The following is a 21,058-nucleotide window of genomic DNA, read 5'->3' on the forward strand; positions in this document are numbered from 1 at the left end:
ATAGCGGCTACCATCCGAAACTGGGTTTGTGATAGACAGAACGATCTTACGGGAATTCCGTTGGCTCTGCCCGACGGGAATAGGCGCTGTTGACGTCGGTTTCGCGGCTGCGCTAGACCAGAAAAAGGCCTGTCGTCGAGCATGTAACGACAACTAGTCTAATCAGGTTATTTTCAAGGGGCACCATAACGTCCTTGACCTTTTTCTGGTCCAGCCCCATCACAGGGCAACGGATTAAATCCCTCTCACGTAGAGGGTTTAGGGCATTTCGGGCGCATCGCCGTGTCGCGAATCGCTTGTGGTGTTCACACCACGGCGCGCTTCACGGCCCAACGCTACATCCCGAACTACCCCAAACACAGCCGTGAAACCAACATCAACAGCGCCTGGGGAATATGCATGCCTGAATTGCCAGAAGTAGAAACGACGAGACGTGGTATTGCCCCCCATCTGGAGGGCTCGACCGTCGCCGAAGTCATCATTCGCGAGCCGCGTTTGCGCTGGCCGGTGCCAGCCGATTTGCCGGCCTTGCTCGCCAACCGCAAGGTGGAATCCATCGAGCGCCGCGCCAAGTATCTGCTGCTGCGTTTTTCCCACGGCACGGTGATCATCCATTTGGGCATGAGCGGCAATCTGCGGGTGCTGACTGAGCCATTCCCGGCCGAGAAACACGATCATGTCGACATCGTCTTTACCGACGGCAAGCGATTGCGGCTGCGCGATCCGCGTCGTTTCGGCGCGGTGTTGTGGCAAGCCGGCGCCGACAATGCGCATCCATTGCTGGCGGCTTTGGGGCCGGAGCCATTGTCACCCGCTTTCAATGCCGATTATCTACAAGCAGCAATTGCCAGCAAACGCGTGGCAATCAAATTGGCTTTGATGGATAACCATATCGTTGTCGGCGTGGGCAATATCTATGCTTCCGAATCGCTATTCCGCGCCCGCATTGATCCACGCCGGCCGGCACAGTCACTGAGCCACCACGAATGCAGCCGAATCGTCATGGCCGTGAAGGAAACGCTGGAGGCCGCAATCAACGTGGGCGGCAGCACCTTGCGCGATTATGTCGATAGCGATGGCAAGGCGGGCTATTTCATGTTGCAAAGCCAAGTCTATGGCCGCACCGGCGAGCCATGCCGGATTTGTGGCACACCAATATCGCAATTCCGGCTCGGTCAGCGGTCTACTTTCTACTGTCCATCTTGTCAGCGTTGACAAAGCAAGGCTTCCCAAGCATAAATCCATGGAAATACTAAGAGCATATTTTCTTTCAATAATTTGCTCTATTTATATAGCGGGCGCAGTAGCCCAGAGGAAGGATGGAGCATGAGTTCCGAATACCTGCATCAAGGCTCAGTGGCAGTCAATGATCCGGCCGCAATTGAAATTGTCGCCAGCGACCGGCTGGTCAGTGATTTCCAGGCCTACAGCACCTGGCGCGCCGAGCTATCGCAGTCCATCGCTCAATTATCGCGCTGGCTGACCGAACAGGATCTGGACAACAGCCAGACCCAATTGCGCATCAGCACGCTGCTGGAAAAACTCAAGGACGACAAACTGAATATCGCGTTTGTCGCCGAGTTCTCCCGCGGCAAATCCGAACTGATCAACGCGATTTTCTTTGCCCATTACAAGCAGCGCGTGCTGCCATCCAGCGCCGGCCGTACCACGATGTGCCCGACCGAGCTGCTGTATGACGCCAGCCGCCCGCCATCGATCCAGCTGCTGCCGATCGAGACCCGCGCCGAGAACGCCACCACCAGCGAATACCGTCGCTACCCGGAAGAATGGACCACGCTGCCACTGGACCTCGACAACGCCGAGTCGCTGTTGGCCGCCTTCCGTCGTGTAGGCGACACCAAGAAAGTGCCGATCGAAGAGGCAAAGAAATACAGCCTCTACGACGAGAGCGATCCCGATCAGAAGATGACCGTGGATGCCAAGGGCGAGATCGACATCCCCTGCTGGCGTCATGCGGTGATCAACTTCCCGCATCCGCTGCTTGAACAAGGCCTCGTCATCCTCGATACCCCGGGGCTGAACGCCATCGGTACCGAGCCGGAACTGACGCTCAACCTGCTGCCGAACGCGCACGCCATCCTGTTCATCCTGGCCGCCGACACCGGCGTGACCAAGAGCGATATCGACGTGTGGCGCAACCATATCGGCCGTGCTCAGACCGGGACGCGTGGCCGTCTGGTGGTGCTGAACAAGATCGATGGCCTGTGGGACCCGCTGAAAACCCAGGCCGAGATGGATGCCGAGATCAACAAGCAGGTTGATACCACGGCGCAACTGTTGGGCGTACCCGTCCGGCAGGTGTATCCGATCTCGGCACAGAAGGCATTGGTCGCCAAGGTGCAGGACGACGATGCCTTGCTGGTGCGCTCGCGCCTCACCCCGCTCGAAGACGCGCTATCCCACGAACTGTTGCCAGCCAAGCAGGACATCGTGCGCGACAGCACGATGACCGAGGTCGAAGACGTCGTGCTCGCCACGCGCAATATCGTCTCCGCCCGCCGCAAAGGCGTGAAAGAGCAGCTGAACGAACTCGCCACGCTCAAGGGCAAGAATCAGGACGTCGTCACCCAGATGATGGACAAGGTGATGTCCGACAAGAAGCACTTCGAGCAAGGCTTGGTGCGTTTTCAGGCGTTGCGCAGCGTATTCAGCCAGCAGACCAACCAGCTGCTGACCCTGCTGGGCATGGATGGCCTGAAGGCGGAAATCGGCCGCATCCGCTACGAGATGGAGCACTCGAAGTTCTCGTTCGGCGAAGGCGGTTTGCGCTCGCTGATGGAACGCTTCTTCAAGGACACCAACGGCAACATCACCCGCTCTGCCGAACAGGTCGCCGAAATCCAGGCCATGATGGCCGCGATGTACAAGAAGTTCAGCGAGGAGCACGGCCTCGGCCAAGCCACGCCGCCGCCATTCTCGACGCTCAAGTACCACAAGGAACTGGCGCGGCTGGAGAAATCCTTCCGCGAGCACTTCAACACCATCAGCAACCTGATCACCACCACGCAGGGCCGTATCACGCAGAAGTTCTTCGAAACCGTCGCCAGCCGCGTCGTGTATGTGTTCGAAGTCGCCAACCGCGATGTGGAAAACTGGCTGAAAGCGGTGATGGCACCGATGGAAACGCAAGTGCGCGAGCACCAGCTGCAACTGCGTCGTCGTCTGGAGAGCATCAAGCGCATCCACAAGGCGACCGACACGCTGGAAGAGCGCTTGACCGAGCTGGAAGACATCGACCGCCAGCTGGCCTCGCAGATTGGTGAGCTCGACCAGCGCTCACGTGCGGTCTATGCCTTGCTGAACCGGCAGATCGGCAAGACATCGCAGGCGGCATGAAAACATTGTAGGAGCGAGCTTGTGCCCCGCAAGCGTGCGATGGCTTGCCATCGCTCAGCGAGGAAATACTCTTGGGGTGCTCGCGATGGCTGCGGTAAATCAACCAGTGCCATCGCGAGCAAGCTCGCTCCTACATTTTTATGCCCCCTGCACCGCATCCGCCCCATGTAGCCCGGACGGCTTGCCGGCCGGGGTAGCTCCGGTGGCAATGTCACCCCGGCCGACAAGCCATCCGGGCTACGGTTGCAGAAAACTCAGGCCGTGCTTCCAAAACCTTCCAGCAACACCTGAAAGCGCGCAGCGAATTCAATGATGCGCCCTTCTTCCTCGGCGTTCTCGGCAATGCCGTGCGGATGAGCAATCCCCTCCAGCACCAGCGGCTCGGCAAAGCGCATGCCGCATAAGTGCGCGGTCGCTTCGAACGGGCGCAGCAGCACTTGGGTAGCAAAGCGCGCATCGTTGTCTGGTAGATAGGTCGCGGCATCTCCTGCCGTCACCACCAGTTGCAAAGTCTTCCCCGCCAATTTGTGCCCATCCGGACCATAAGCCCAACCGGCGGCCAGCACCTCGTCCTGCCAATGCTTGAGCATCGGCGGCGACGAATGCCACCAGAGCGGGAACTGCATCACCAGCACCGCCGCTTTCTCGCACGCGGCTTGCTCGGATTCGACATCGATCACGCCATCCGGGTACAGCCCTTCCAGATGATGGATGACCACATCGGGCACCTCCTTCACCTGATCGACCATCAAGGTATGGGCGTGCGATACCGCCAGATAGGGATGTGACAGCAAGATCAGCGTTTTCATGGCGAACACCTCGCACACGCAGGCGTCTGCGTGAATCGGACAATGCAATCGGACAAATTCCACTATAGGTCGGCCGATTGCAGCGGGCAGGCTTGCACCGCTTGGACAGGACGCTATCATTTGGCTAACCTTCGGCCGGCTGGGATACCAACGCGAAGCCCCCAAACGTTTAAAGGATCAATATGTTAGTGGATGCGGTCATCCTCTCCGGCGGTGCCGGCCTGCGCATGGGCGGGCAAGACAAGGGGCTGTTGCTGCTGAACGGCCGCCCCCTGATCGACTGGGTGATCGCAGCGGTGAATGCGCAAAGCCATGCCATCGACCACATCCTGGTCTCTGCCAACCGCAATCTGCCTGATTACGCCCGTTTCGATTATCCGGTGCTGCGCGACATCTACCCCGGTTACCGCGGCCCATTGGCCGGCATCCATGCGGCTTTGCTGGCCTCGCCGGCCGAATACCTGTTGGTCGTACCCTGTGATGCCCCCTTCCTGCCGGTTGATCTGCTGGAAAGGCTGCTCAGCGCGCTGGAGAAAAGCGAGCGGCAAGCCGCCGTCGCCCAGTCACAAAACGGTCAGGTCCATCCGTCCATCTGTTTGCTGCGGCGTGGCGTGCAAATCGCGCTGGCCGACCAGTTGCGTCGCGATCCCACCTGCCAGGAAGAACACTGGCTGACGGCGCTCAACCCGATCTACGTCGAATTCCCCAACGCCGCCTTCCCGACCTTGAATACCCCGGATGCCTTCGCCAGCTTTTCATCCGAACTCCCGCCGGAACCGCCTGCCTTGGCGCCAATGCTGACCCACTTCACCCAACAGGGCGAAGCGGTCATGGTCGACGTCGGCGGCAAGAAAGAAACACGCCGGCTGGCACGGGCCGAGGGCGTCATCCACATGCGTTCGGAAACGCTGTCGCTGATCGCTGCCGGCAACCACAAGAAGGGTGATGTACTCGGCGTGGCCCGCATCGCCGGCATCATGGCCGCCAAGAAGACCGGTGAACTGATTCCCCTGTGCCACCCATTGCCGCTGACGCACGTATCGGTCGACTTCATGCTGGAAGAGAACGCGGTGCGCTGCATCGCCACCGCCGAAACCATCGGCCGCACCGGCATCGAAATGGAAGCGCTCACCGCAGCCAACATCGCGCTGCTCACGATCTATGACATGTGCAAGGCCGTCGATCGCGGCATGGTCATCGATGGTGTGCGCCTGCTGGAAAAACGCGGCGGCAAGTCGGGGCACTGGCAAGCCGATGCGCAATCACGGCACAGCGCTTAACGCCACGCCGCGCTTGGGCTATCCTCCCGCCCTTCCTACCTGAAACCCCGAGACCGCCATGGAACCGATCCGCCTTTCCAAACGCATGGCAGAACTAGGCCTTTGTTCGCGCCGCGAAGCCGATGAATACATCTCGCGCGGCTGGGTCGAGGTCGATGGCGTCGTGGTCAATGTGCTTGGCAGCAAGGTATTGCCGACGCAAAACATCCAGCTCAGAAAAGCCGCGCAGACCACGCAAGCCAACCGCGTCACCGTGCTGATCAACAAGCCGATCGGTTATGTCTCCGGTCAGGCCGAAGATGGCTACGAGCCAGCCGTGGTGCTGATCAAGCCGGAAAACCAGTGGGAAGGCGACACCACCGGCGTGCGCTTCGTGCGCGAGCATCTGCAGAGCCTGGTGCCAGCCGGCCGACTGGATATCGATTCGACCGGTTTGTTGGTGCTCACGCAGGACGGCCGCATCGCCCGGACGCTGATCGGCGAGGATTCGAAAGTCGAAAAAGAATATCTGGTGCGCGTGGAAGGCCAGCTCTCGCAAAGCGGCCTGCGGCAGCTCAACTTTGGCCTGAGCCTCGATGGCAAGGCGCTGAAACCGGCCAAGGTGCGCTGGCAGAATGACGACCAGCTGCGCTTCGTCTTGCAGGAAGGCAAGAAGCGGCAGATCCGCCGCATGTGCGAACTGGTCGGACTCAAGGTGGTCGGTCTAAGACGTATCCGCATCGGCAACATCACGCTGGACGATCTGCCGGTGGGGCAGTGGCGTTACCTCGCCGCTGACGAAAGCTTCCTCTGATCCCCCAGGAGTTCCCATGCGTTTAGTCGCTCTGCCCTTGCTACTGCTTGCCGCCAGCGCCTATGCCAGCTCATCCGACATCACCGGCCGCTATGTCTGCGGTGATGGCGCGCAGTTCTATGCCACGTCCAGCGCGGACATGGACACCGTCACCTTCCGTATCGATGGCCGCATTTATCCACTCACCAGTGCCGTCACGGCGTCCGGTGCGGCGTGGAGCGATGGCGACTGGAAATGGTGGACCAAGGGCACGGACACCAACTTCGTGATGCGCGGCGAGACCATCGTTCACGACAATTGCCGCAAGCAACGCCCCTACTGATGGCTGGCATGCAGCGGGCTGATCTGTTGCTGGTCGAGTTGGGGCTGGCCGCCTCCCGCTCCGCCGCGCAAGCCATGATCGAAGCCGGCCGGGTCTCGGCCGATGGCAAACCGGTTAGCAAATCCAGCCAGAAACTCGATGCCGGCGCCGCGATTGCCATCACGCCGGATGAACTGGATCGCTTCGTTTCGCGTGGCGGTCTGAAACTTGCTGGCGCGCTGGAAAAATCCGGGCTCGACATCACCGGCTGGCAAGTGCTCGACGTTGGCCAATCCACCGGCGGCTTTACCGACTGCGCATTGCAGGCCGGTGCGCGGCGGGTGATTGGGCTGGAAGTCGGGCACGGCCAACTCCATGCCAAGCTGCAAGGCGATGCCCGTGTCGTCACGCTTGAAGGCATCAACGCCCGCCATGTCACGGCCGCTGATCTCGCGGCGCATCTGGATGGCGCGGTGCAGTTGATCGTCGGCGACGTCTCGTTCATCTCCCTCACGCTGGTGCTGCCCGCGCTCGCTGGCTTGCTGGCCCCCGGCGGCCAGCTGCTCTTCCTGGTCAAACCGCAGTTTGAAGTCGGCCCGCAGGGCCTTGGCAAAGGCGGGATCGTGAAAGACCCGATGCGCTACGGCGAGGTGGAAGCCAAGATCCGCCAAGCCGCGCAAGACGCCGGGTTTATGGTGCGGGACTACTTCGACAGCCCGATTGCCGGCGGCGATGGCAACCGCGAGTTTTTCATCTACGCAGAAAAGCGGCCGACGTAACGCCAGCCGCAATCGCTGGCACTGATCCCGACCATCCCTCGCACCAGCCGGGTGCGGCACGCCCCAATGCCGAGCACGCTCCAGTGATACACCAACACATGGCGGGCCATTTTGTGGCGTCCCGGCGTGCAATGGCATTGGCATGGCGTTTGCTACCACTGATCAGGCAGACCAACGGTGGTCGCTAAAAAGGGACAACGGCGTCCCCTTGGCCATCTGGCCCGGGGACGCCTTTTTTTTCGCCATGATGCCAACAGCCTCGCCCAAACCCTCATCGCGCGCGCCTGCCCCGCTCAAGGAAGTGGAGCGCGTCATCTCGCAGGAAACCGGCCGCGCCATCGGCCATTTCCGTGGGCTACGGCTGGATAGTGCCTTTCAGCCGATCTACAGCCTGCCCCATCAACGCATCGTCGGCCACGAAGCGCTACTGCGAGCAACCAACGCCAGCGGCAACCCGGTGCCACCGCCCGTGGCCTTGGCAAGTGCGCAAAGCGCCCAGGAGGAAGTCTTCGCCGACCGCCTGTGCCGCGCGCTACATCTGCGCAATTACCGCCCGCCGGGCTCTGACGATTGCGAACCGACGTGGCTGTTCCTCAATGTATCGCCCCAAGTCGTCGCCCATACCGGCAAATCCCTGCCCTTCTTTGCCGATCTGCTGGCGCGGCGCGGCTTTCCGGCGCGGCGGGTGGTGGTGGAAATCCTGGAAGGCGCGATCACCGATCTATCGCTGCTCAGCGATGCGGTCGCGGCGTACCGCAATATGGGCTGCCTGGTGGCGCTGGATGACTTCGGGGCCGATGCCTCCAACATCGAGCGCATCTGGCGCGCCTCGCCGGACATCGTCAAACTCGACCGCAAGCTGATTGCCGCCGCCGAATACTCCACCAAGGCGCGGCGTGTGTTGCCCGCCACCGTGGCCTTGATCCACGAGGCCGGCAGCCTCGCACTGATCGAGGGCGTCGAAACCGAAGCACAAGCGGCCATCGCGCTGGATAGCGATGCCGACCTCGTGCAGGGTTATTACTTCGCGCGTCCCGCAGCCTTGCCCCTGCGCCACGGCGACGGCGGCATTTCGGCGTTGTTCGCCCGCCAGGCGGCGGCGCAAGTGTCGGCGCGCCAACACCAAGCGCTGCAGCCCTACACCCATGCCTTTCAGCTGATGGCGCAGCAACTGCAGTCTGACCACTGCTTGGCAGCGGCCTGCACCGGGCTGATGGCACTACCGCGTGTGGATCGCTGCTACCTGATCAATACCGACGGCGTGCAGATCGGCGCCAGCGTGCTGCGGCCGGATCACGAACCCGGTTCGTCCCGCTTCGCGCCACTGGAAGAAGCCAAAGGCGCGAACTGGTCACGCAAGCCCTACCACTACCGAGCGCTGGCCCACCCCGGCCTGCCGCAAGTCAGCCGTCCTTATCTATCCGTGGCCAATTCCAGCCTGTGCGTCACCTTGTCGGTGACGGTTGCGCTGGCGGAAGGCACGCGGGTGTTGTGTTGCGATATCCAGTGGGAAGACTGATGAACATCCTGATGCGCCCCGCGGTGGGCTTGATGCACCGCCTCGCGTTACGAACCAAGTTCGCTCTGGTCGGGCTGCTGCTCGCGCTGCCCCTGCTGGCGTGGCAGTCGGGCGATTACTGGTTGCCGGCCAATGAGCACACCGGGCACGCGCTGCTGGACGGTCTGGCCTGGGCCATCGCCACGATCGGCCTCTACCTGTTCACTGCGCTTTACCAAGCCACTACTGCCACAACACAGGCGCTTTTGCAGACGGTACGGCGGCTCGCCGAAGGCGACCTGGTGGCACGCGCAGCAGTCGACGGCAAGGACGAGCTGGCGAAGGTCGCGATGCGCCTGAATGAGATGGCCCGCGAAAACGGCCGGCTGATTACCGAAGTGCGTGGCACGGCCGACGAAGTCGCCAGCGCGGCCTCCGAACTGGCCGAGGCCGCCGCACGGGTGCTGGAAGGCGTTGCCGCGCAAGACACGCTCTCTGGTGCCACGGCAGGGGCGGTCGAGCAGATCAAGGGGAGCGTGGAAGCCATCGCGGCCAGCGCCGGCGAAACCGAGGCCATCGCCGATCGTTCCGAAGCACTGGCCAAGGATGGCGTCGCGGTCGTGGATGCGGCCGGTGCGGAGATGAACCGGATTCGCGATTCAGTCGCTCGCCTATCCACGCTGGTGGGCTCGCTGGGCCAACGCTCGGCAGAAATCGGCGGCACGGTGGCGCTGATTCGCGGCATTGCCGATCAGACCAATCTGCTGGCGCTCAATGCCGCCATTGAAGCCGCCCGCGCTGGCGAGCAAGGGCGTGGCTTCGCGGTGGTCGCGGACGAGGTCCGCAAGCTGGCCGAGCGCACCAGCGCAGCAACCAGCCAGATCGGCGAAGTGATCGCGCAGATCCGCGCCGAGATCGACACCGCCGTATCGAACATGGACGAAGGCCAGACGCAGGCCGAGCGTGGCGTGCAACTGGCCAGCCAGGCCGCCGATGCGCTGACCGACATCCGCGATGGCGCGCACCGCACATTGGAGCGCGTGCACGCCATTGCCGCAGCCACGCGCGAACAAAGTCTGGCCAGCACCAACGCCATGGAGAACATGACCCGCATTGCCAGCGCTGCCCGCACCAACAACGCCGCCAGCAGCGAGGCCGCAGCGGTCGCGCGCTATCTGGAAGAGTTGGCAGCAGGATTGCGCGGGGCGGTATTGCGTTTCAAAACCTGAGGAGCCCGTCATGGTAGCCATCGCAACAAGTGTGGGAATACTGACCTCCGCCACGGCGGCGATGCATTGGGCGCAAGCCCAGAGCGACAAGAAGCATGCCGCCCGGCGTGATCTGAGCCTGGGAGCCGTCAATCGGGGCGTCGCCTTGATGACGGTGGTACAACAGCATCGGGGCATGGCCGCTGCGCTGCTCAATGGCGATCAAAGCTTTGCCGATCGCCTGAACAACAAGCAGCAAGAAGTGGATAACACCTTGTCGGCATTGGGCGAGTATTTCGCGCGGGTGACGGAATTTGCGGCCGGCGGAAAACGGCTCGAAGCGATCCGCGCCGCCTGGGCGCAACTGCGGCAGGAAGCGCGGCGATACACCGTGGAAAAAAGCTTCGCCACCCACACGGCGCTGATCCAGCAAGTCCTGTATCTGCTGGGCGACATGGGTGAACGGGGCGGGCTGTTGGAAGTGCGCAATCCTGCACTGGCCACACTCGCCGAGGTCTTGCTGCTGCGCCTGCCCTTGTTGACGGAGAGCATCGGTCAGGCCCGCGCGCTGGGCACCGGCTATGCCGTTCGCGGCCGCTGCGGTGCGGTCGGACGAATCAGGCTGAGTTTCCTGCAACGCCGCATCCGCGATTGCCTGAACCGCGCGAACGTCATCGCCGAATCGCCCACGCTCGCGGCCAGCACGCAGGCGTGCCGACACAAGGTCGATGCACTGCAGACGTTGATCGATACGCACCTGACTGGGGTCGAGCGGATCGAACTGGCACCGGACGCTTACTTCCGCGCCGCAACCGAGGCCATCGATGCCTGCCTGGCGCTGTGGCATGCCGCCGAGCAGGCAACCAGACAGGTGCTGCCGGGCGGCAAGTTATTGCATTGATGTTTTGGCGCGCTGCCCAACGAAGCGTTGGCAGTTGCGTCATTCAAACATCTGGACAGTTCACCATCCAGTGCACGCCAAACTTGTCCACTAACATGCCGAAACCCGATGCCCAGAAGGTTGCCTGATAGGGCATCACCACCTCGCCCCCTTCAGCCAGCGCCTTGAAGACGCGCTCGCCCTGCTCGAAGCTGTCGGCACCAATCGAGAGTGAGCAACCCTTCATTTTCGAAGATTCCTGCGGCCCCATGCCATCGGAGGCCATCAACTGGGTCTCGCCGACCTGGAAGTTGGCATGCATCACCTTGTCTTCCCAACCGGGAATGCCCTGCTCAGGTGGCGCGTCCTTGAAACGGGTGAGGAAGGTGATTTGGGCGCCGAGCGTGTCGGCATAGAAGGCCAGCGCTTCATCGCAGCGGCCATAGAAGAACAGATAGCTTTGCACTTGCATGGTGGGACTCCGGCTCCGGGTGAGAGCCACGAGTATAGACGGGGGAAAACGTCACCGAGATGACCGACTCCCCCTCCCACGATCAGATCACGTGCGCATCCTTGAACAGCTTGCGTGCTTCATCCACATCCGGCTTCAACGCTTGCACGGTCGGCTCTTTGGAGAAGTCCGCAATCACCTGATAGAAGTAATCGAGGCTTTCCGGATAGGCAAACGCGGCCTGGCGCATCAAGGTGTGCGCGAGCGCCGTCTGGCCCTTGAGGGCATGCATCACCGCCGCATCAGCCAGTTGCCCCGGATACGGGCGCACCGTGTTGAGGCGATCGAGAATATCGAGCTTCCAGGCCATGTCTTGCCGGCTTGGGACGATGTAATTCGACAGCGCGAAATCGGCGTAGTAATCAACCAGCGGATTGGGGCGCAACTGCTGCAGCTCGCGGATATTCGCCGCGTTCTGCGTCGCATCCTTGGATGGATCGAGAATCGGATAAAGCTGCAGGTAATAGCGGCCACCCAACACGCACACCAGTACCAGCGCCAGCCCGGCAGCAGCAGTGACGACGCGCACGGCGCTGGCCGGCAAGGCGATCCGCACCTCGTCATCCCGCACCAGATACAACATCAGCACGAAGGGCAGGAACAAGTGGGCGTACCACAGCGGGTACTCCACCAGGCTATGCAGGATGGAAACGATCACCATCGCCGTACCCAACATGGCCACGCCGTTGTCGCGTCGCTTCCATACGCCGGCCACGGCCCACAGCAAACCAATCACGACCACGGCGGTGCCGATCACGCCGGTTTCCGCCATCAGGTTCAACAGCGAATTGTGCGCGTGGGTGAACAGCACGCTCTCGCTCACACGGGCGAATTCCGGCCGTACTTGATAGAGGATGCTCTGCGCGCCATAGGCGCTCCAGCCCACGCCGAACACCGGGTTATCCATGAAGGCCAGCCATGCCTTATGCCACTCGACCAAGCGGCGAGAGCCGTTGGAATCAAGCCGGGCCAAGCCGGTCGGCACGTCGTTCTTGGCGCCCAGCGCATGCTGCAACACATCGCTGATCAGCGGCGCGATGAACTGCATGGCAAAAATCAGCAACGCCGAAACCACCAACAAGATGCCAAACCGCTTGGTGTTCTTGCCGGTCATGGTCAGCAGCGCGCCGAAGCCGAGCCAGGCGAGGCCATACATGAACGGCGAGCGCGAGCCGCACCAAGCCAGCGAAAGCGCCAACCACGCCATCAGCACACCAAACAGCCACATCGGCAACTTGCGCTCGGCCGCCAGCCAGCACGCCGCTGCCATGCCCCAGGCGAGGTAATGGCCGTACATGTTCTTCTGGCCGATATTGCCGAACACCAAGCCTTCCCCAACCTTCAGCACGTGGATGACCTGCGGCATTGCCACGCCGGTGTTGAACAGCGCCCCCGTCAGCAAACCCAGCGCAAAAGCGGTGAGCAGCGGCTCATAGCCGAATACGTCCCGAGCACGGGCAAGGCTCCAGACCAGCAGGCCCGCCGTCACGAAGTAGACAATCGGCGTTGTCCGCTCAGACCAGTACGGCACCGGCAGCGCTACACACTGGATCAGAATGACGACCGCCATGCCCAGCCAGATCAGCGCCGACCACGGCGGGCTGGATTTACCCTCACGACTGGGCAAGACCGAGCCGGCCATGATCAACAGCACGGAAAAACCAACCGCCGCCAGCTCAGAGGGGAACACCGGATTCGGGTTGTACCGGAACGGGATGCCGCAAGGCACGGCGGCGAGCAGGAACAAGAGAACCTGGAAAAGAAGCTGCATTTATTGATCCACTTCTGGGGAGTGATCCGCTTTGGATTCGGTATTGGATTCGGAGGCTTGCTCGGCCTTGGGGCGGGTGGTCCAGGCTGCGACGATGCAACCGACTTCAAACAGCAACCAGAGCGGCACAGCGAGCAGACATTGGCTCAGGACATCCGGCGGCGTAACGACAGCCGCGACAACGAAGGCGCCGACGATCACATACGGCCGCCACTCGCGCAGCTTGGCGACCGTGACAAACCCCATGCGCACCAGCACAACCACCAGCACCGGCACTTCAAACGTGGTGCCGAAGGCAAGGAACATGCCGAGGATGAAATCGAGGTATTGCGCAGAATCTGGCAGCCACTGCATCGAGGCCGGCACGACCGAGGCGATGAATTTGAACACCACGCCAAACACGAAGTAATACGCAAATGCCATGCCAGCCAGGAACAACAGCGTAGACGACACCACCAGGGGCAGCACCAGACGCTTTTCGTGTGCGTACAAGCCCGGCGCGATAAACGCCCAGGCTTGGTACAGCGTATGCGGCAGCGTGACCAGCAAGGCCGCCATCGCGGCGAGCTTCACCTGCACCAGAAACGGCGAAGCGATGCCGATGGTCACCAGCTTCTGGCCCGGCAACACATGAGCCAGCGGGGCAACGGCAAAATCGTAGAGATTGCGTGAAAACGCGAAGCAGATCAGGAAACCGACGATGAAGACCAGCGCGGCCCGCACCAGCCGGGTTCTCAGCTCGAGCAAATGCACCAGCAAGGGTTGCAGTTGTTCTTCCATGGGCGACTTGTTGGTGGAGGACATTAGCGGCGGTCGTTCACGACGGTCGGGGCGGCGGGCGGTGGCGCGAACAGGTCAAGCTGGCGTTCATCGCGTTCCGGCGCGTGTTCCGGCATGACGACGGACTCAACTTCGGCTTGATGCGGTGCGGCAACACCAGCCAGTGGCTCGGCGTGCGCAGCAACCGGCGCAGGCGCTGAAATATCCCCGGTCACTGCCGCCGACAGGCCAGCCGCAGCATCGCGAATTTCCGCATGCGCATCAGTCACCGGCGCAACTATGCTGCCGTGGATGGTATTGCGTAGCGCATCCCCTTCGGCGCGCAGCTCGGCCTCGATCTTGGCAAGCTCGGTATTATGCATTTCGCGGTCGAGATCGGCTTTCACGCTCGCCACAAACCGCTGCGCGCGACCAATCAACGCGCCAACGGTACGCGCCACCTTGGGCAGCCGCTCCGGGCCGAGCACCACCAGTGCAACGGCGCCGACGACCAAGACCTCACCAAAACTGAAATCGAACACCGCTTACCGCTTGTCCTTGTCAGCCACTTCGATGACCTTGCCGGTCTCGTCGGTCTTGGCCTTGGGCACGTCCTCGCCATCGCCCTTGATGCCTTCCTTGAAGCCACGCACGGCGGAACCCAGATCCTTGCCGACATTGCCCAGTTTCTTGGTGCCAAACACGATCACGACGATGGCCAGCACGATCAGCCAATGCCAGATGCTCAAAGAACCCATGAATATATGCTCCGAATTGATCGCGTCAGGCCGGCTGGCCCAACACGTGCAGATGAATGTGGTAAACCTCTTGCCCACCGGCCGGGCCGGTATGGACACGGGTTTGGAACCCGTCAGCCAACCCTTGTTCCTTCGCGAGCTTCGGTGCCAGCAACAGGAGCTTGCCGAGAATCGCCTGATCGTCAGCCGTCGCCGTGAACAGCGAATCGATGTGCTTTTTGGGAATGATCAGGAAATGCACCGGCGCTTTGGGGTGGATATCGTGGAACGCCATGACTTCGTCGTCTTCATACAGCTTGTTGGCCGGAATCTCGCCGGCGCTGATCTTGCAGAACAGGCACATGGTCATTGCTCCTTGCGGGATGCTTTTTCGTCGATGCCGGAAATACCTTCGCGGCGCGCCAGTTCGGCCAGCACGTCTTCCGCGCTCAAGCCTTCGTGTGCCAGCAACACCAAGGTGTGGAACCACAAGTCGGCCACTTCGCGCACCACGTGCAGCTTGTCGCCATCCTTGGCGGCCATCACCACTTCCACCGCTTCCTCGCCCACCTTTTTCAGGATCGCATCGGTGCCCTTGTGCAAGAGCTTGGCGACGTAGGAGGTGGATGGGTCGGCACCACGGCGGCTGGCCAGCGTTTCAGACAGGCGTTCAAGAATTTCGGCAGAGACCATGAGGTTGTCCGATCAGGCAAAAGCGGAATTATATTGCCGTTTAGTTGCGACGGCGTGTCGTCTAGACTACTTCTCAATGAAAAAGGCCGACATCCGTCAGCCTTTGTCGTGAAAACCGGTCGGAATCAATGCTTGTGATAGATCGCGGCGGGGTCTTTCAGCACCGGATCGACCGTCTCCCACTCGCCATCCTTGAGCACGCGGAAGAAGCAGCTTTCACGGCCGGTGTGGCACGCAATGCCCCCTTCCTGCTCGATCACGTAGATCAATACATCGCCATCGCAATCCAGGCGGATTTCCTGCACGCGCTGGAAATGCCCGCTCTCCTCGCCCTTGTGCCATAGCTTCTGGCGCGAGCGGGTCCAGTAATGTGCGGTGCCCTTTTCTGCCGTCAACGCCACCGCATCGCGGTTGGCATAGGCGAACATCAGCACGCGGCCGGTGTGCGCATCTTGTGCGATCACTGGCACGAGGCCTTTGTCGTCCCAGAGGATTTCGTTGAGCCAAGCCGGCGCGCTCATAGCCGCACCTCGATGCCAGCCGCACGCATGGCTTCTTTGGCCTCGCGCACGGTGTATTCGCCGAAGTGGAAAATGCTGGCGGCCAGTACCGCATCGGCATGGCCTTGCAGCACGCCGTCGACCAGATGCTGCAGATTGCCGACGCCGCCAGAGGCGATCACCGGGATATCCACGGCATCGCTCACCGCACACGTCAGCGGCAGGTTAAACCCGATCTTGGTGCCATCCCGATCCATCGACGTCAGCAGGATTTCGCCCGCGCCGTATGCCTGCATCCGTTTCGCCCATTCGACCGCATCCAGCCCGGTGGCCTTGCGCCCACCGTGGGTGAAGACTTCCCAACGCGTGTTGTCGGCATTGACGGCCTTGGCATCGATAGCGATGACGATGGCCTGGCTGCCGAACTTGTCGGCCGCTTCCTTGACCACATCCGGATTCAGCACGGCGGTGGTGTTGATGCTGACCTTGTCCGCACCGGCATTGAGCAACCGCCGCACGTCTTCAGCCTTGCGCACGCCACCACCAACGGTCAGCGGAATGAATACCTGCGATGCAACCGCATCGATCACGTGCAGGATCAGGTCGCGGTTGTCCGAGCTGGCGGTGATATCGAGAAAAGTCAGCTCATCCGCGCCCTGGTCGTCGTATTTCTTGGCGATCTCGACCGGATCACCCGCATCGCGCAGACCGACGAAATTAACGCCTTTGACGACGCGACCGTCAGTCACGTCCAGGCAGGGGATGATGCGTTTGGCGAGTGGCATTGTGGAATCAGGACCTAGGCTGCGACCAGCGAATCAGCCAGCTCTTGCGCGGCCTTGAAGTCAATGGTGCCTTCATAGATGGCGCGGCCGGTAATGACACCTTCGATGCCTTCGTCTTCCACTTCGACCAGTTTCTTCACGTCGTCGAGATTGGTCAGGCCGCCCGAGGCGATCACCGGGATCGTCAGCGCTTGGGCGAGCTTCACCGTGGCTTCGATGTTCACACCGGACAGCATGCCGTCGCGGCCGATATCGGTGTAGATCACGCTTTCGACGCCGTAGTCCTGGAAGCGCTTGGCCAAGTCGACCACGTCATGGTCAGTGACCTTGGCCCAACCATCGGTCGCCACTTTGCCATCCTTGGCATCGAGGCCCACGATGATGTGGCCGGGGAAGGCATCGCAGGCTTCGTGCAGGAAGCCCGGCTGCTTGATCGCGGCGGTGCCGATGATCACGTAGTCGATGCCGGCATCGAGATACATCTCGATGGTGTCCAGATTGCGGATGCCGCCGCCCAGTTGCACCGGCACATCGCCATCGATCGCGGCGAGGATGCGTTTGACCGCATCGAGGTTCTTCGGCTTGCCGGCGAAGGCACCGTTGAGGTCAACGAGGTGCATGCGTCGCGCGCCCTGGCCGAGCCAATGCGACACAAAGCTCGCAGGATCGTCGGAGAACACGGTGGCGTCGTTCATTTCACCTTGGCGCAGGCGAACGCACTGGCCGTCTTTGAGGTCGATGGCGGGGATGATCAGCATGATGGAGGCAATAAAATCGTGAGTTGAATGAACGACTTAAGCGAACGGTTAAACCTGGCCGTTCCAGTTTACAAAATTCTTGAGCAGCTGCAGCCCGGCATGATGCGATTTTTCCGGGTGGCACTGAATGGCGAAGATATTGTCACGTGCCACAGCCGCTGCAAAGCGATATGGATAGGCGGATTCGATGACAGCGATGTCTTCAGCCGGCGCGAAGTGGTAGCTGTGCACGAAATAGAAGCGATCGCCATCGGGAATGCCGGCCCACAACGGGTGATCGTGCACGATGAACATTTCGTTCCAGCCCATGTGCGGCACTTTGAGCTTCTGCCCTTCCGCGCCGATCATCTTGGCTTGCGGAAAGCGGATCACACGGCCCTTGAACACGCCCAGACTCTTGGTGTTGCCTTCTTCACTTTCTTCGAACAGCAACTGCGCGCCAACGCAAATGCCAAGAAACGGCTTTTCTTCCGCCGCCTTCAGCACTTCGGCCTTCAGGCCGGATTCTTCCAGATGGCGCATGCAATCCGGCATTGCGCCCTGACCGGGGAAGACCACCTTGTCCGCCGAGGCGACAACAGCCGGGTCGGCAGTCAGCACGACCTCGGCCCCGCCTTCGGCAACCAGCTCCATGGCCTTGGTCACCGAGTGCAGGTTGCCCATTCCGTAATCAACAATGGCGATTTTCATGATTCAAGCACGTCGATCTGGCGCAGCCAGAGATAATTTCGATATCCAAAAGTGATGTACCACACGCTGAGCAACAGTCTCCAACCTTGCAGACTGGAACCACAGCGGCACGCCACCACACTGCCATTCGCTTCGTCCGGCAGCTCGATGGTGTTCGAGCTGGCCCAATCGATCTTCATCCGCAACGAACCGGCGCCGGCTGGCAGAACCACGTCCTGCGTCTCGCCATGCCGGATCGTACCGACAATCTCGCCGTTGAACACGATCTGATAGGCGCGCAGCCAATCTGCCCAGCTCTGATCCCGCGAGAGACGGAGCGTGCGCGTTTCCATCACCCGACCAGGGTGCCTTTGGTACTCGGCGTGATGCCCGCCATGCGGTCATCGAACTCTACCGCCATGCGCAGCGCACGGCCCAGCGCCTTGAAGATCGTTTCGGCCTGATGGTGGGCGTTCTTGCCCTTCAGATTGTCGATATGCAGGCTCACGGCGGCGTGATTGACGAAGCCGCGGAAGAACTCGCCGAACAGGTCCACATCGAAGCCGCCGATCACCGCACGAGTGTATTCGACGTCGTATTCCAGACAGGGGCGGCCGGACAAATCCACGACCACGCGGCTCAAGGCTTCATCGAGCGGCACGTAGCTGTGACCGTAGCGGCGGATGCCTTTCTTGTCGCCAACGGCCTTGGCAAAGGCTTGGCCGAGGGTGATACCGACATCTTCCACCGTGTGGTGGGCATCGATATGCAAATCGCCAACGGCCTTGATTTCGATATCGAACAGGCCATGACGGGTCACTTGATCGAGCATGTGCTCGAAGAAGTGCACGCCGGTATCGAATTTCGATTGGCCAGTGCCATCGAGGTTGATCGTAACGGTGATCTGGGTTTCCGACGTATTGCGGGTAACGGTGGCAATACGGGCGTTCAATGGAGCGGTCATTGCAGAATCTCTTTCAGGGCGGCGATGACAACGGCGTTGTCTTCCGGGCGGCCGACGGTGAAACGTAAGCAATTATCCAAGACTTTCGCCCCTCCGTGCAGGTTCTTGATGAGAATCTTCCGCGTTTTCAATTCGTTGAACACACGAGTGGCATCCGGCACACGGGCGAGGATGAAATTGGCCTGGCTTGGAAACGCCGTCACCCCCGGCAAGGCATTGAGGGCGCCGAACAACGACGCACGCTCCAACTTGAGCGTTTCTGCCTGACCGTTGAGCACGTCGATGTGCTCCAGTGCCAGCTCAGTCGCCACTTGCGTGAGCACGTTGATGTTGTAGGGCAGCCGCAGCTTATCCAGCTCGGTGATCCATTGGCTGCTGCCGACGATGAAGCCCAACCGCAAGCCAGCAAGGCCCAGCTTGGACAAGGTGCGCATCACCACCAGATTTGGGTAGCGCGACAGCCTCGAGAAGAAAGAGTCTTCGGCAAAAGCGTGGTAGGCCTCATCCACCACCACCAAGCCCGGTGCGGCTTCGATGATGGTTTCAATCGCCTTGGCATCGAAGGCGTTGCCGGTCGGATTGTTCGGATACGCGAGGAACACCAGCGCCGGTTGGTGCTGCTGGATCGCCGCCAGCGTGGCATCAAGATCGAGCGAGAAGTCGTCGGCATCCAGCGGCACGCCAACGTAGTTCAGCCCGCAGAACGTCGCGATCATCTTGTACATGACGAAGCTCGGTTCGACCGAGAGGATCGTTGCGCCCGGCTTCATCACCAGCATGGCCAGCAGCTGAATGATTTCGTCCGAGCCGTTGCCCAGCAGCACCTCGAATCCATCCGGAATCGCCAGCGCCGTCTTCAAACCCGCCTTGATGCCGCTGCCTTGCGGATCCGGATAGCGATTGATCGGTGCGGTAGCTAGGCGGCGGCCGAGTTCGGCTTGCAGCTCAGCCGGCAGATCGTAGGGATTTTCCATGGCGTCGAGCTTCAGAAAGCCGCTGGCCGGCGGCACGTGGTAGGCATGGAGGGCGGAGATTTCAGGGCGGAGGATGTCGGTCATTGCAGCGGTCATCGGGATTTTTTCTTGCGTTGCGGCGCACGCAGGGCGGCACCAAGCGCTTTCCTGGCCCAGACGAGTAATTCGCCCTGGTCTTCAAGCGCGGATTCAGGCGGCGGATAGTACTTCATTGTCTGCACGCTGCCATCTTTCATGGCGTACTGGAACGGCGCGAGGCCAAGTGCGGTGAACTCGGACTCTGACTCGACATCGGCCTTCACGTACAGCACGTCGTCCACGACGATGGCAAAGAACAGCTCATCGCAATAGATGCCATAACCGCCAAACATCGCTTTGGCGCGGACGCTGCCAAGCGGCGAGAGTTGTTCGATCAGCCAGGAGAGGTATTCGTTGTGAGCGGGCATGGCGCAACCGTAGCACGGAGAAGGCGTTGATTCTTCCATTGGCGACGATCTGCGCGCAATGGCCTAGTCGGAACAGCCTCCGCCATCACCGCCTCCGCCATCGCCACAGTCGGAAGAATCGCCGAACCAACCGCCGCTCGAATCACCGGAATCAAACAGGCCACCGTCGTCGGAATCAAACCAGAGCCAGTCCGGATGCGAATTCCACCCAATATGAACGAACAGTAATATCGCGGCGATTGCCATAATCCCGGCAAATATCCATGCGTGCAGCCACAAGGCGGCCAACAGAAACGCAATACAAAACCCGCCAAACAACATTCGCATCTTTTACCTTTGATACTCAGTCGGACCAATCACCGAAATCAATCGAGTCGGAAACTTCCGAAAGCGCATCGACAACTTCAAACGCCACGCCGCCAGCCCCTTCTTCATCACCGTCATGTCGCCGCTGACGAAGATCTCTGATGAAGAGCCAAAGGGCAGCCAACAAGGCCAAAGCCGCAAGCAGAACAAATTTCATGCAGAGCGCAAGAAATATCCCGACACCGAGAATGCCGCCAATCAACTTCCACATCATCCATCC

The 21,058-nt window shown here is 60.9% G+C and carries 27 protein-coding genes; 9 read left to right on the top strand and 18 right to left on the bottom strand.

All coding sequences use genetic code 11. The features are described 5' to 3' along the window. Positions 1-399 precede the first annotated feature (399 nt). Together mutM and BR41_RS14275 are read left to right on the top strand one after the other, a co-directional pair. Positions 400-1,215: a bifunctional DNA-formamidopyrimidine glycosylase/DNA-(apurinic or apyrimidinic site) lyase gene (gene mutM, locus BR41_RS14270; protein WP_035057969.1), complete on the top strand. Its 816-nt coding sequence runs from the start codon at positions 400-402 to the stop codon at positions 1,213-1,215. A 111-nt stretch (positions 1,216-1,326) separates the two neighbouring features. Further along, a complete protein-coding gene (locus BR41_RS14275) occupies positions 1,327-3,357 on the top strand; it encodes a dynamin family protein (RefSeq protein ID WP_084187183.1) in 2,031 nt (676 codons plus the stop codon). A 254-nt stretch (positions 3,358-3,611) separates the two neighbouring features. Here the strand turns inward: BR41_RS14275 and BR41_RS14280 are convergent, their stop codons facing one another. Then, positions 3,612-4,166: an NAD(P)H-dependent oxidoreductase gene (locus BR41_RS14280; protein WP_035058246.1), complete on the bottom strand. Its 555-nt coding sequence runs from the start codon at positions 4,164-4,166 to the stop codon at positions 3,612-3,614. A 182-nt stretch (positions 4,167-4,348) separates the two neighbouring features. On the opposite strand from BR41_RS14280, the gene moaC reads away from it, so the two are divergent. From moaC to BR41_RS14315, 7 genes are all read left to right on the top strand, one after another. Further along, positions 4,349-5,446 (top strand): cyclic pyranopterin monophosphate synthase MoaC, encoded by a 1,098-nt coding sequence (moaC, locus tag BR41_RS25665; RefSeq protein ID WP_084187186.1) that lies wholly within the window; start codon positions 4,349-4,351, stop codon positions 5,444-5,446. Positions 5,447-5,504: 58 nt separating this feature from the next. Beyond that, positions 5,505-6,239, top strand: a complete 735-nt coding sequence (locus BR41_RS14290; RefSeq protein WP_035057972.1) for a pseudouridine synthase — start codon at positions 5,505-5,507, stop codon at positions 6,237-6,239. 16 nt (positions 6,240-6,255) lie between these two features. Further along, positions 6,256-6,561, top strand: a complete 306-nt coding sequence (locus tag BR41_RS23035; RefSeq protein ID WP_051710994.1) for an MliC family protein — start codon at positions 6,256-6,258, stop codon at positions 6,559-6,561. A gap of 8 nt (positions 6,562-6,569) precedes the next feature. Beyond that, positions 6,570-7,319 (top strand): TlyA family RNA methyltransferase, encoded by a 750-nt coding sequence (locus tag BR41_RS14300; RefSeq protein WP_035058255.1) that lies wholly within the window; start codon positions 6,570-6,572, stop codon positions 7,317-7,319. 244 nt (positions 7,320-7,563) lie between these two features. Further along, positions 7,564-8,838: an EAL domain-containing protein gene (locus BR41_RS14305; protein ID WP_051711018.1), complete on the top strand. Its 1,275-nt coding sequence runs from the start codon at positions 7,564-7,566 to the stop codon at positions 8,836-8,838. Then, a complete protein-coding gene (locus BR41_RS14310; protein ID WP_051710995.1) occupies positions 8,838-10,046 on the top strand; it encodes a methyl-accepting chemotaxis protein in 1,209 nt (402 codons plus the stop codon). Before BR41_RS14305 ends, BR41_RS14310 begins: the two co-directional genes overlap by 1 nt. Before the next feature lie 10 nt (positions 10,047-10,056). Beyond that, positions 10,057-10,926, top strand: coding sequence for a nitrate- and nitrite sensing domain-containing protein (locus tag BR41_RS14315; protein WP_084187188.1), 870 nt, complete (start codon positions 10,057-10,059; stop codon positions 10,924-10,926). Between the two features lie 43 nt (positions 10,927-10,969). On the opposite strand, the gene BR41_RS14320 is transcribed toward BR41_RS14315, so the two are convergent. The 17 genes from BR41_RS14320 to BR41_RS14400 form a co-directional block, all read right to left on the bottom strand. Then, positions 10,970-11,377: a VOC family protein gene (locus tag BR41_RS14320; protein WP_035057978.1), complete on the bottom strand. Its 408-nt coding sequence runs from the start codon at positions 11,375-11,377 to the stop codon at positions 10,970-10,972. An 82-nt stretch (positions 11,378-11,459) separates the two neighbouring features. Beyond that, positions 11,460-13,187 carry a PglL family O-oligosaccharyltransferase gene (locus BR41_RS14325; protein ID WP_035057981.1) on the bottom strand — a complete coding sequence of 576 codons (1,728 nt, stop codon included), beginning with the start codon at positions 13,185-13,187 and terminating at the stop codon, positions 11,460-11,462. Continuing rightward, positions 13,188-13,991, bottom strand: a complete 804-nt coding sequence (tatC, locus tag BR41_RS14330; RefSeq protein WP_373278349.1) for a twin-arginine translocase subunit TatC — start codon at positions 13,989-13,991, stop codon at positions 13,188-13,190. Further along, positions 13,991-14,488, bottom strand: a complete 498-nt coding sequence (gene tatB / locus BR41_RS25565) for a Sec-independent protein translocase protein TatB (protein ID WP_051710997.1) — start codon at positions 14,486-14,488, stop codon at positions 13,991-13,993. The genes tatC and tatB overlap by 1 nt, the downstream gene beginning before the upstream one ends. A gap of 3 nt (positions 14,489-14,491) precedes the next feature. Next, entirely contained in the window at positions 14,492-14,704 is a 213-nt protein-coding gene (gene tatA / locus BR41_RS14340) for a Sec-independent protein translocase subunit TatA (RefSeq protein ID WP_035057984.1), read from the bottom strand. Between the two features lie 25 nt (positions 14,705-14,729). Further along, positions 14,730-15,053, bottom strand: a complete 324-nt coding sequence (locus BR41_RS14345) for an HIT domain-containing protein (protein WP_035057987.1) — start codon at positions 15,051-15,053, stop codon at positions 14,730-14,732. Then, complete coding sequence (locus BR41_RS14350) at positions 15,050-15,376, bottom strand: phosphoribosyl-ATP diphosphatase (RefSeq protein WP_035057989.1); 327 nt, start codon at positions 15,374-15,376, stop codon at positions 15,050-15,052. Before BR41_RS14350 ends, BR41_RS14345 begins: the two co-directional genes overlap by 4 nt. Positions 15,377-15,501: 125 nt before the next feature. Then, positions 15,502-15,897 (bottom strand): phosphoribosyl-AMP cyclohydrolase, encoded by a 396-nt coding sequence (gene hisI, locus BR41_RS14355; RefSeq protein WP_035057991.1) that lies wholly within the window; start codon positions 15,895-15,897, stop codon positions 15,502-15,504. Then, a complete protein-coding gene (hisF, locus tag BR41_RS14360; protein WP_035057994.1) occupies positions 15,894-16,661 on the bottom strand; it encodes an imidazole glycerol phosphate synthase subunit HisF in 768 nt (255 codons plus the stop codon). Before hisF ends, hisI begins: the two co-directional genes overlap by 4 nt. A gap of 14 nt (positions 16,662-16,675) precedes the next feature. Next, positions 16,676-17,419: a 1-(5-phosphoribosyl)-5-[(5-phosphoribosylamino)methylideneamino]imidazole-4-carboxamide isomerase gene (gene hisA / locus BR41_RS14365; protein WP_035057999.1), complete on the bottom strand. Its 744-nt coding sequence runs from the start codon at positions 17,417-17,419 to the stop codon at positions 16,676-16,678. Positions 17,420-17,467: 48 nt separating this feature from the next. Then, on the bottom strand, positions 17,468-18,109 hold the full coding sequence (gene hisH / locus BR41_RS14370; protein WP_035058001.1) for an imidazole glycerol phosphate synthase subunit HisH: 642 nt from the start codon (positions 18,107-18,109) through the stop codon (positions 17,468-17,470). Beyond that, positions 18,106-18,441 carry a hypothetical protein gene (locus BR41_RS14375; protein WP_035058003.1) on the bottom strand — a complete coding sequence of 112 codons (336 nt, stop codon included), beginning with the start codon at positions 18,439-18,441 and terminating at the stop codon, positions 18,106-18,108. The genes hisH and BR41_RS14375 overlap by 4 nt, the downstream gene beginning before the upstream one ends. Then, positions 18,441-19,052 (bottom strand): imidazoleglycerol-phosphate dehydratase HisB, encoded by a 612-nt coding sequence (hisB, locus tag BR41_RS14380; RefSeq protein WP_035058005.1) that lies wholly within the window; start codon positions 19,050-19,052, stop codon positions 18,441-18,443. The genes BR41_RS14375 and hisB overlap by 1 nt, the downstream gene beginning before the upstream one ends. Next, a complete protein-coding gene (gene hisC, locus BR41_RS14385) occupies positions 19,049-20,110 on the bottom strand; it encodes a histidinol-phosphate transaminase (RefSeq protein ID WP_444541690.1) in 1,062 nt (353 codons plus the stop codon). The genes hisB and hisC overlap by 4 nt, the downstream gene beginning before the upstream one ends. 8 nt (positions 20,111-20,118) lie before the next feature. Further along, positions 20,119-20,472, bottom strand: coding sequence for a TfoX/Sxy family protein (locus BR41_RS14390; protein WP_035058009.1), 354 nt, complete (start codon positions 20,470-20,472; stop codon positions 20,119-20,121). 63 nt (positions 20,473-20,535) lie between these two features. Beyond that, complete coding sequence (locus BR41_RS14395) at positions 20,536-20,799, bottom strand: hypothetical protein (RefSeq protein WP_156970705.1); 264 nt, start codon at positions 20,797-20,799, stop codon at positions 20,536-20,538. 16 nt (positions 20,800-20,815) lie between these two features. Beyond that, positions 20,816-21,052 carry a hypothetical protein gene (locus tag BR41_RS14400; RefSeq protein WP_035058013.1) on the bottom strand — a complete coding sequence of 79 codons (237 nt, stop codon included), beginning with the start codon at positions 21,050-21,052 and terminating at the stop codon, positions 20,816-20,818. Between the last annotated feature and the right edge of the window lie 6 nt (positions 21,053-21,058).

The sequence above is a fragment of the Andreprevotia chitinilytica DSM 18519 genome (assembly GCF_000711875.1).
GTDB classification, from domain to species: Bacteria; Pseudomonadota; Gammaproteobacteria; order Burkholderiales; family Chitinibacteraceae; genus Andreprevotia; species Andreprevotia chitinilytica.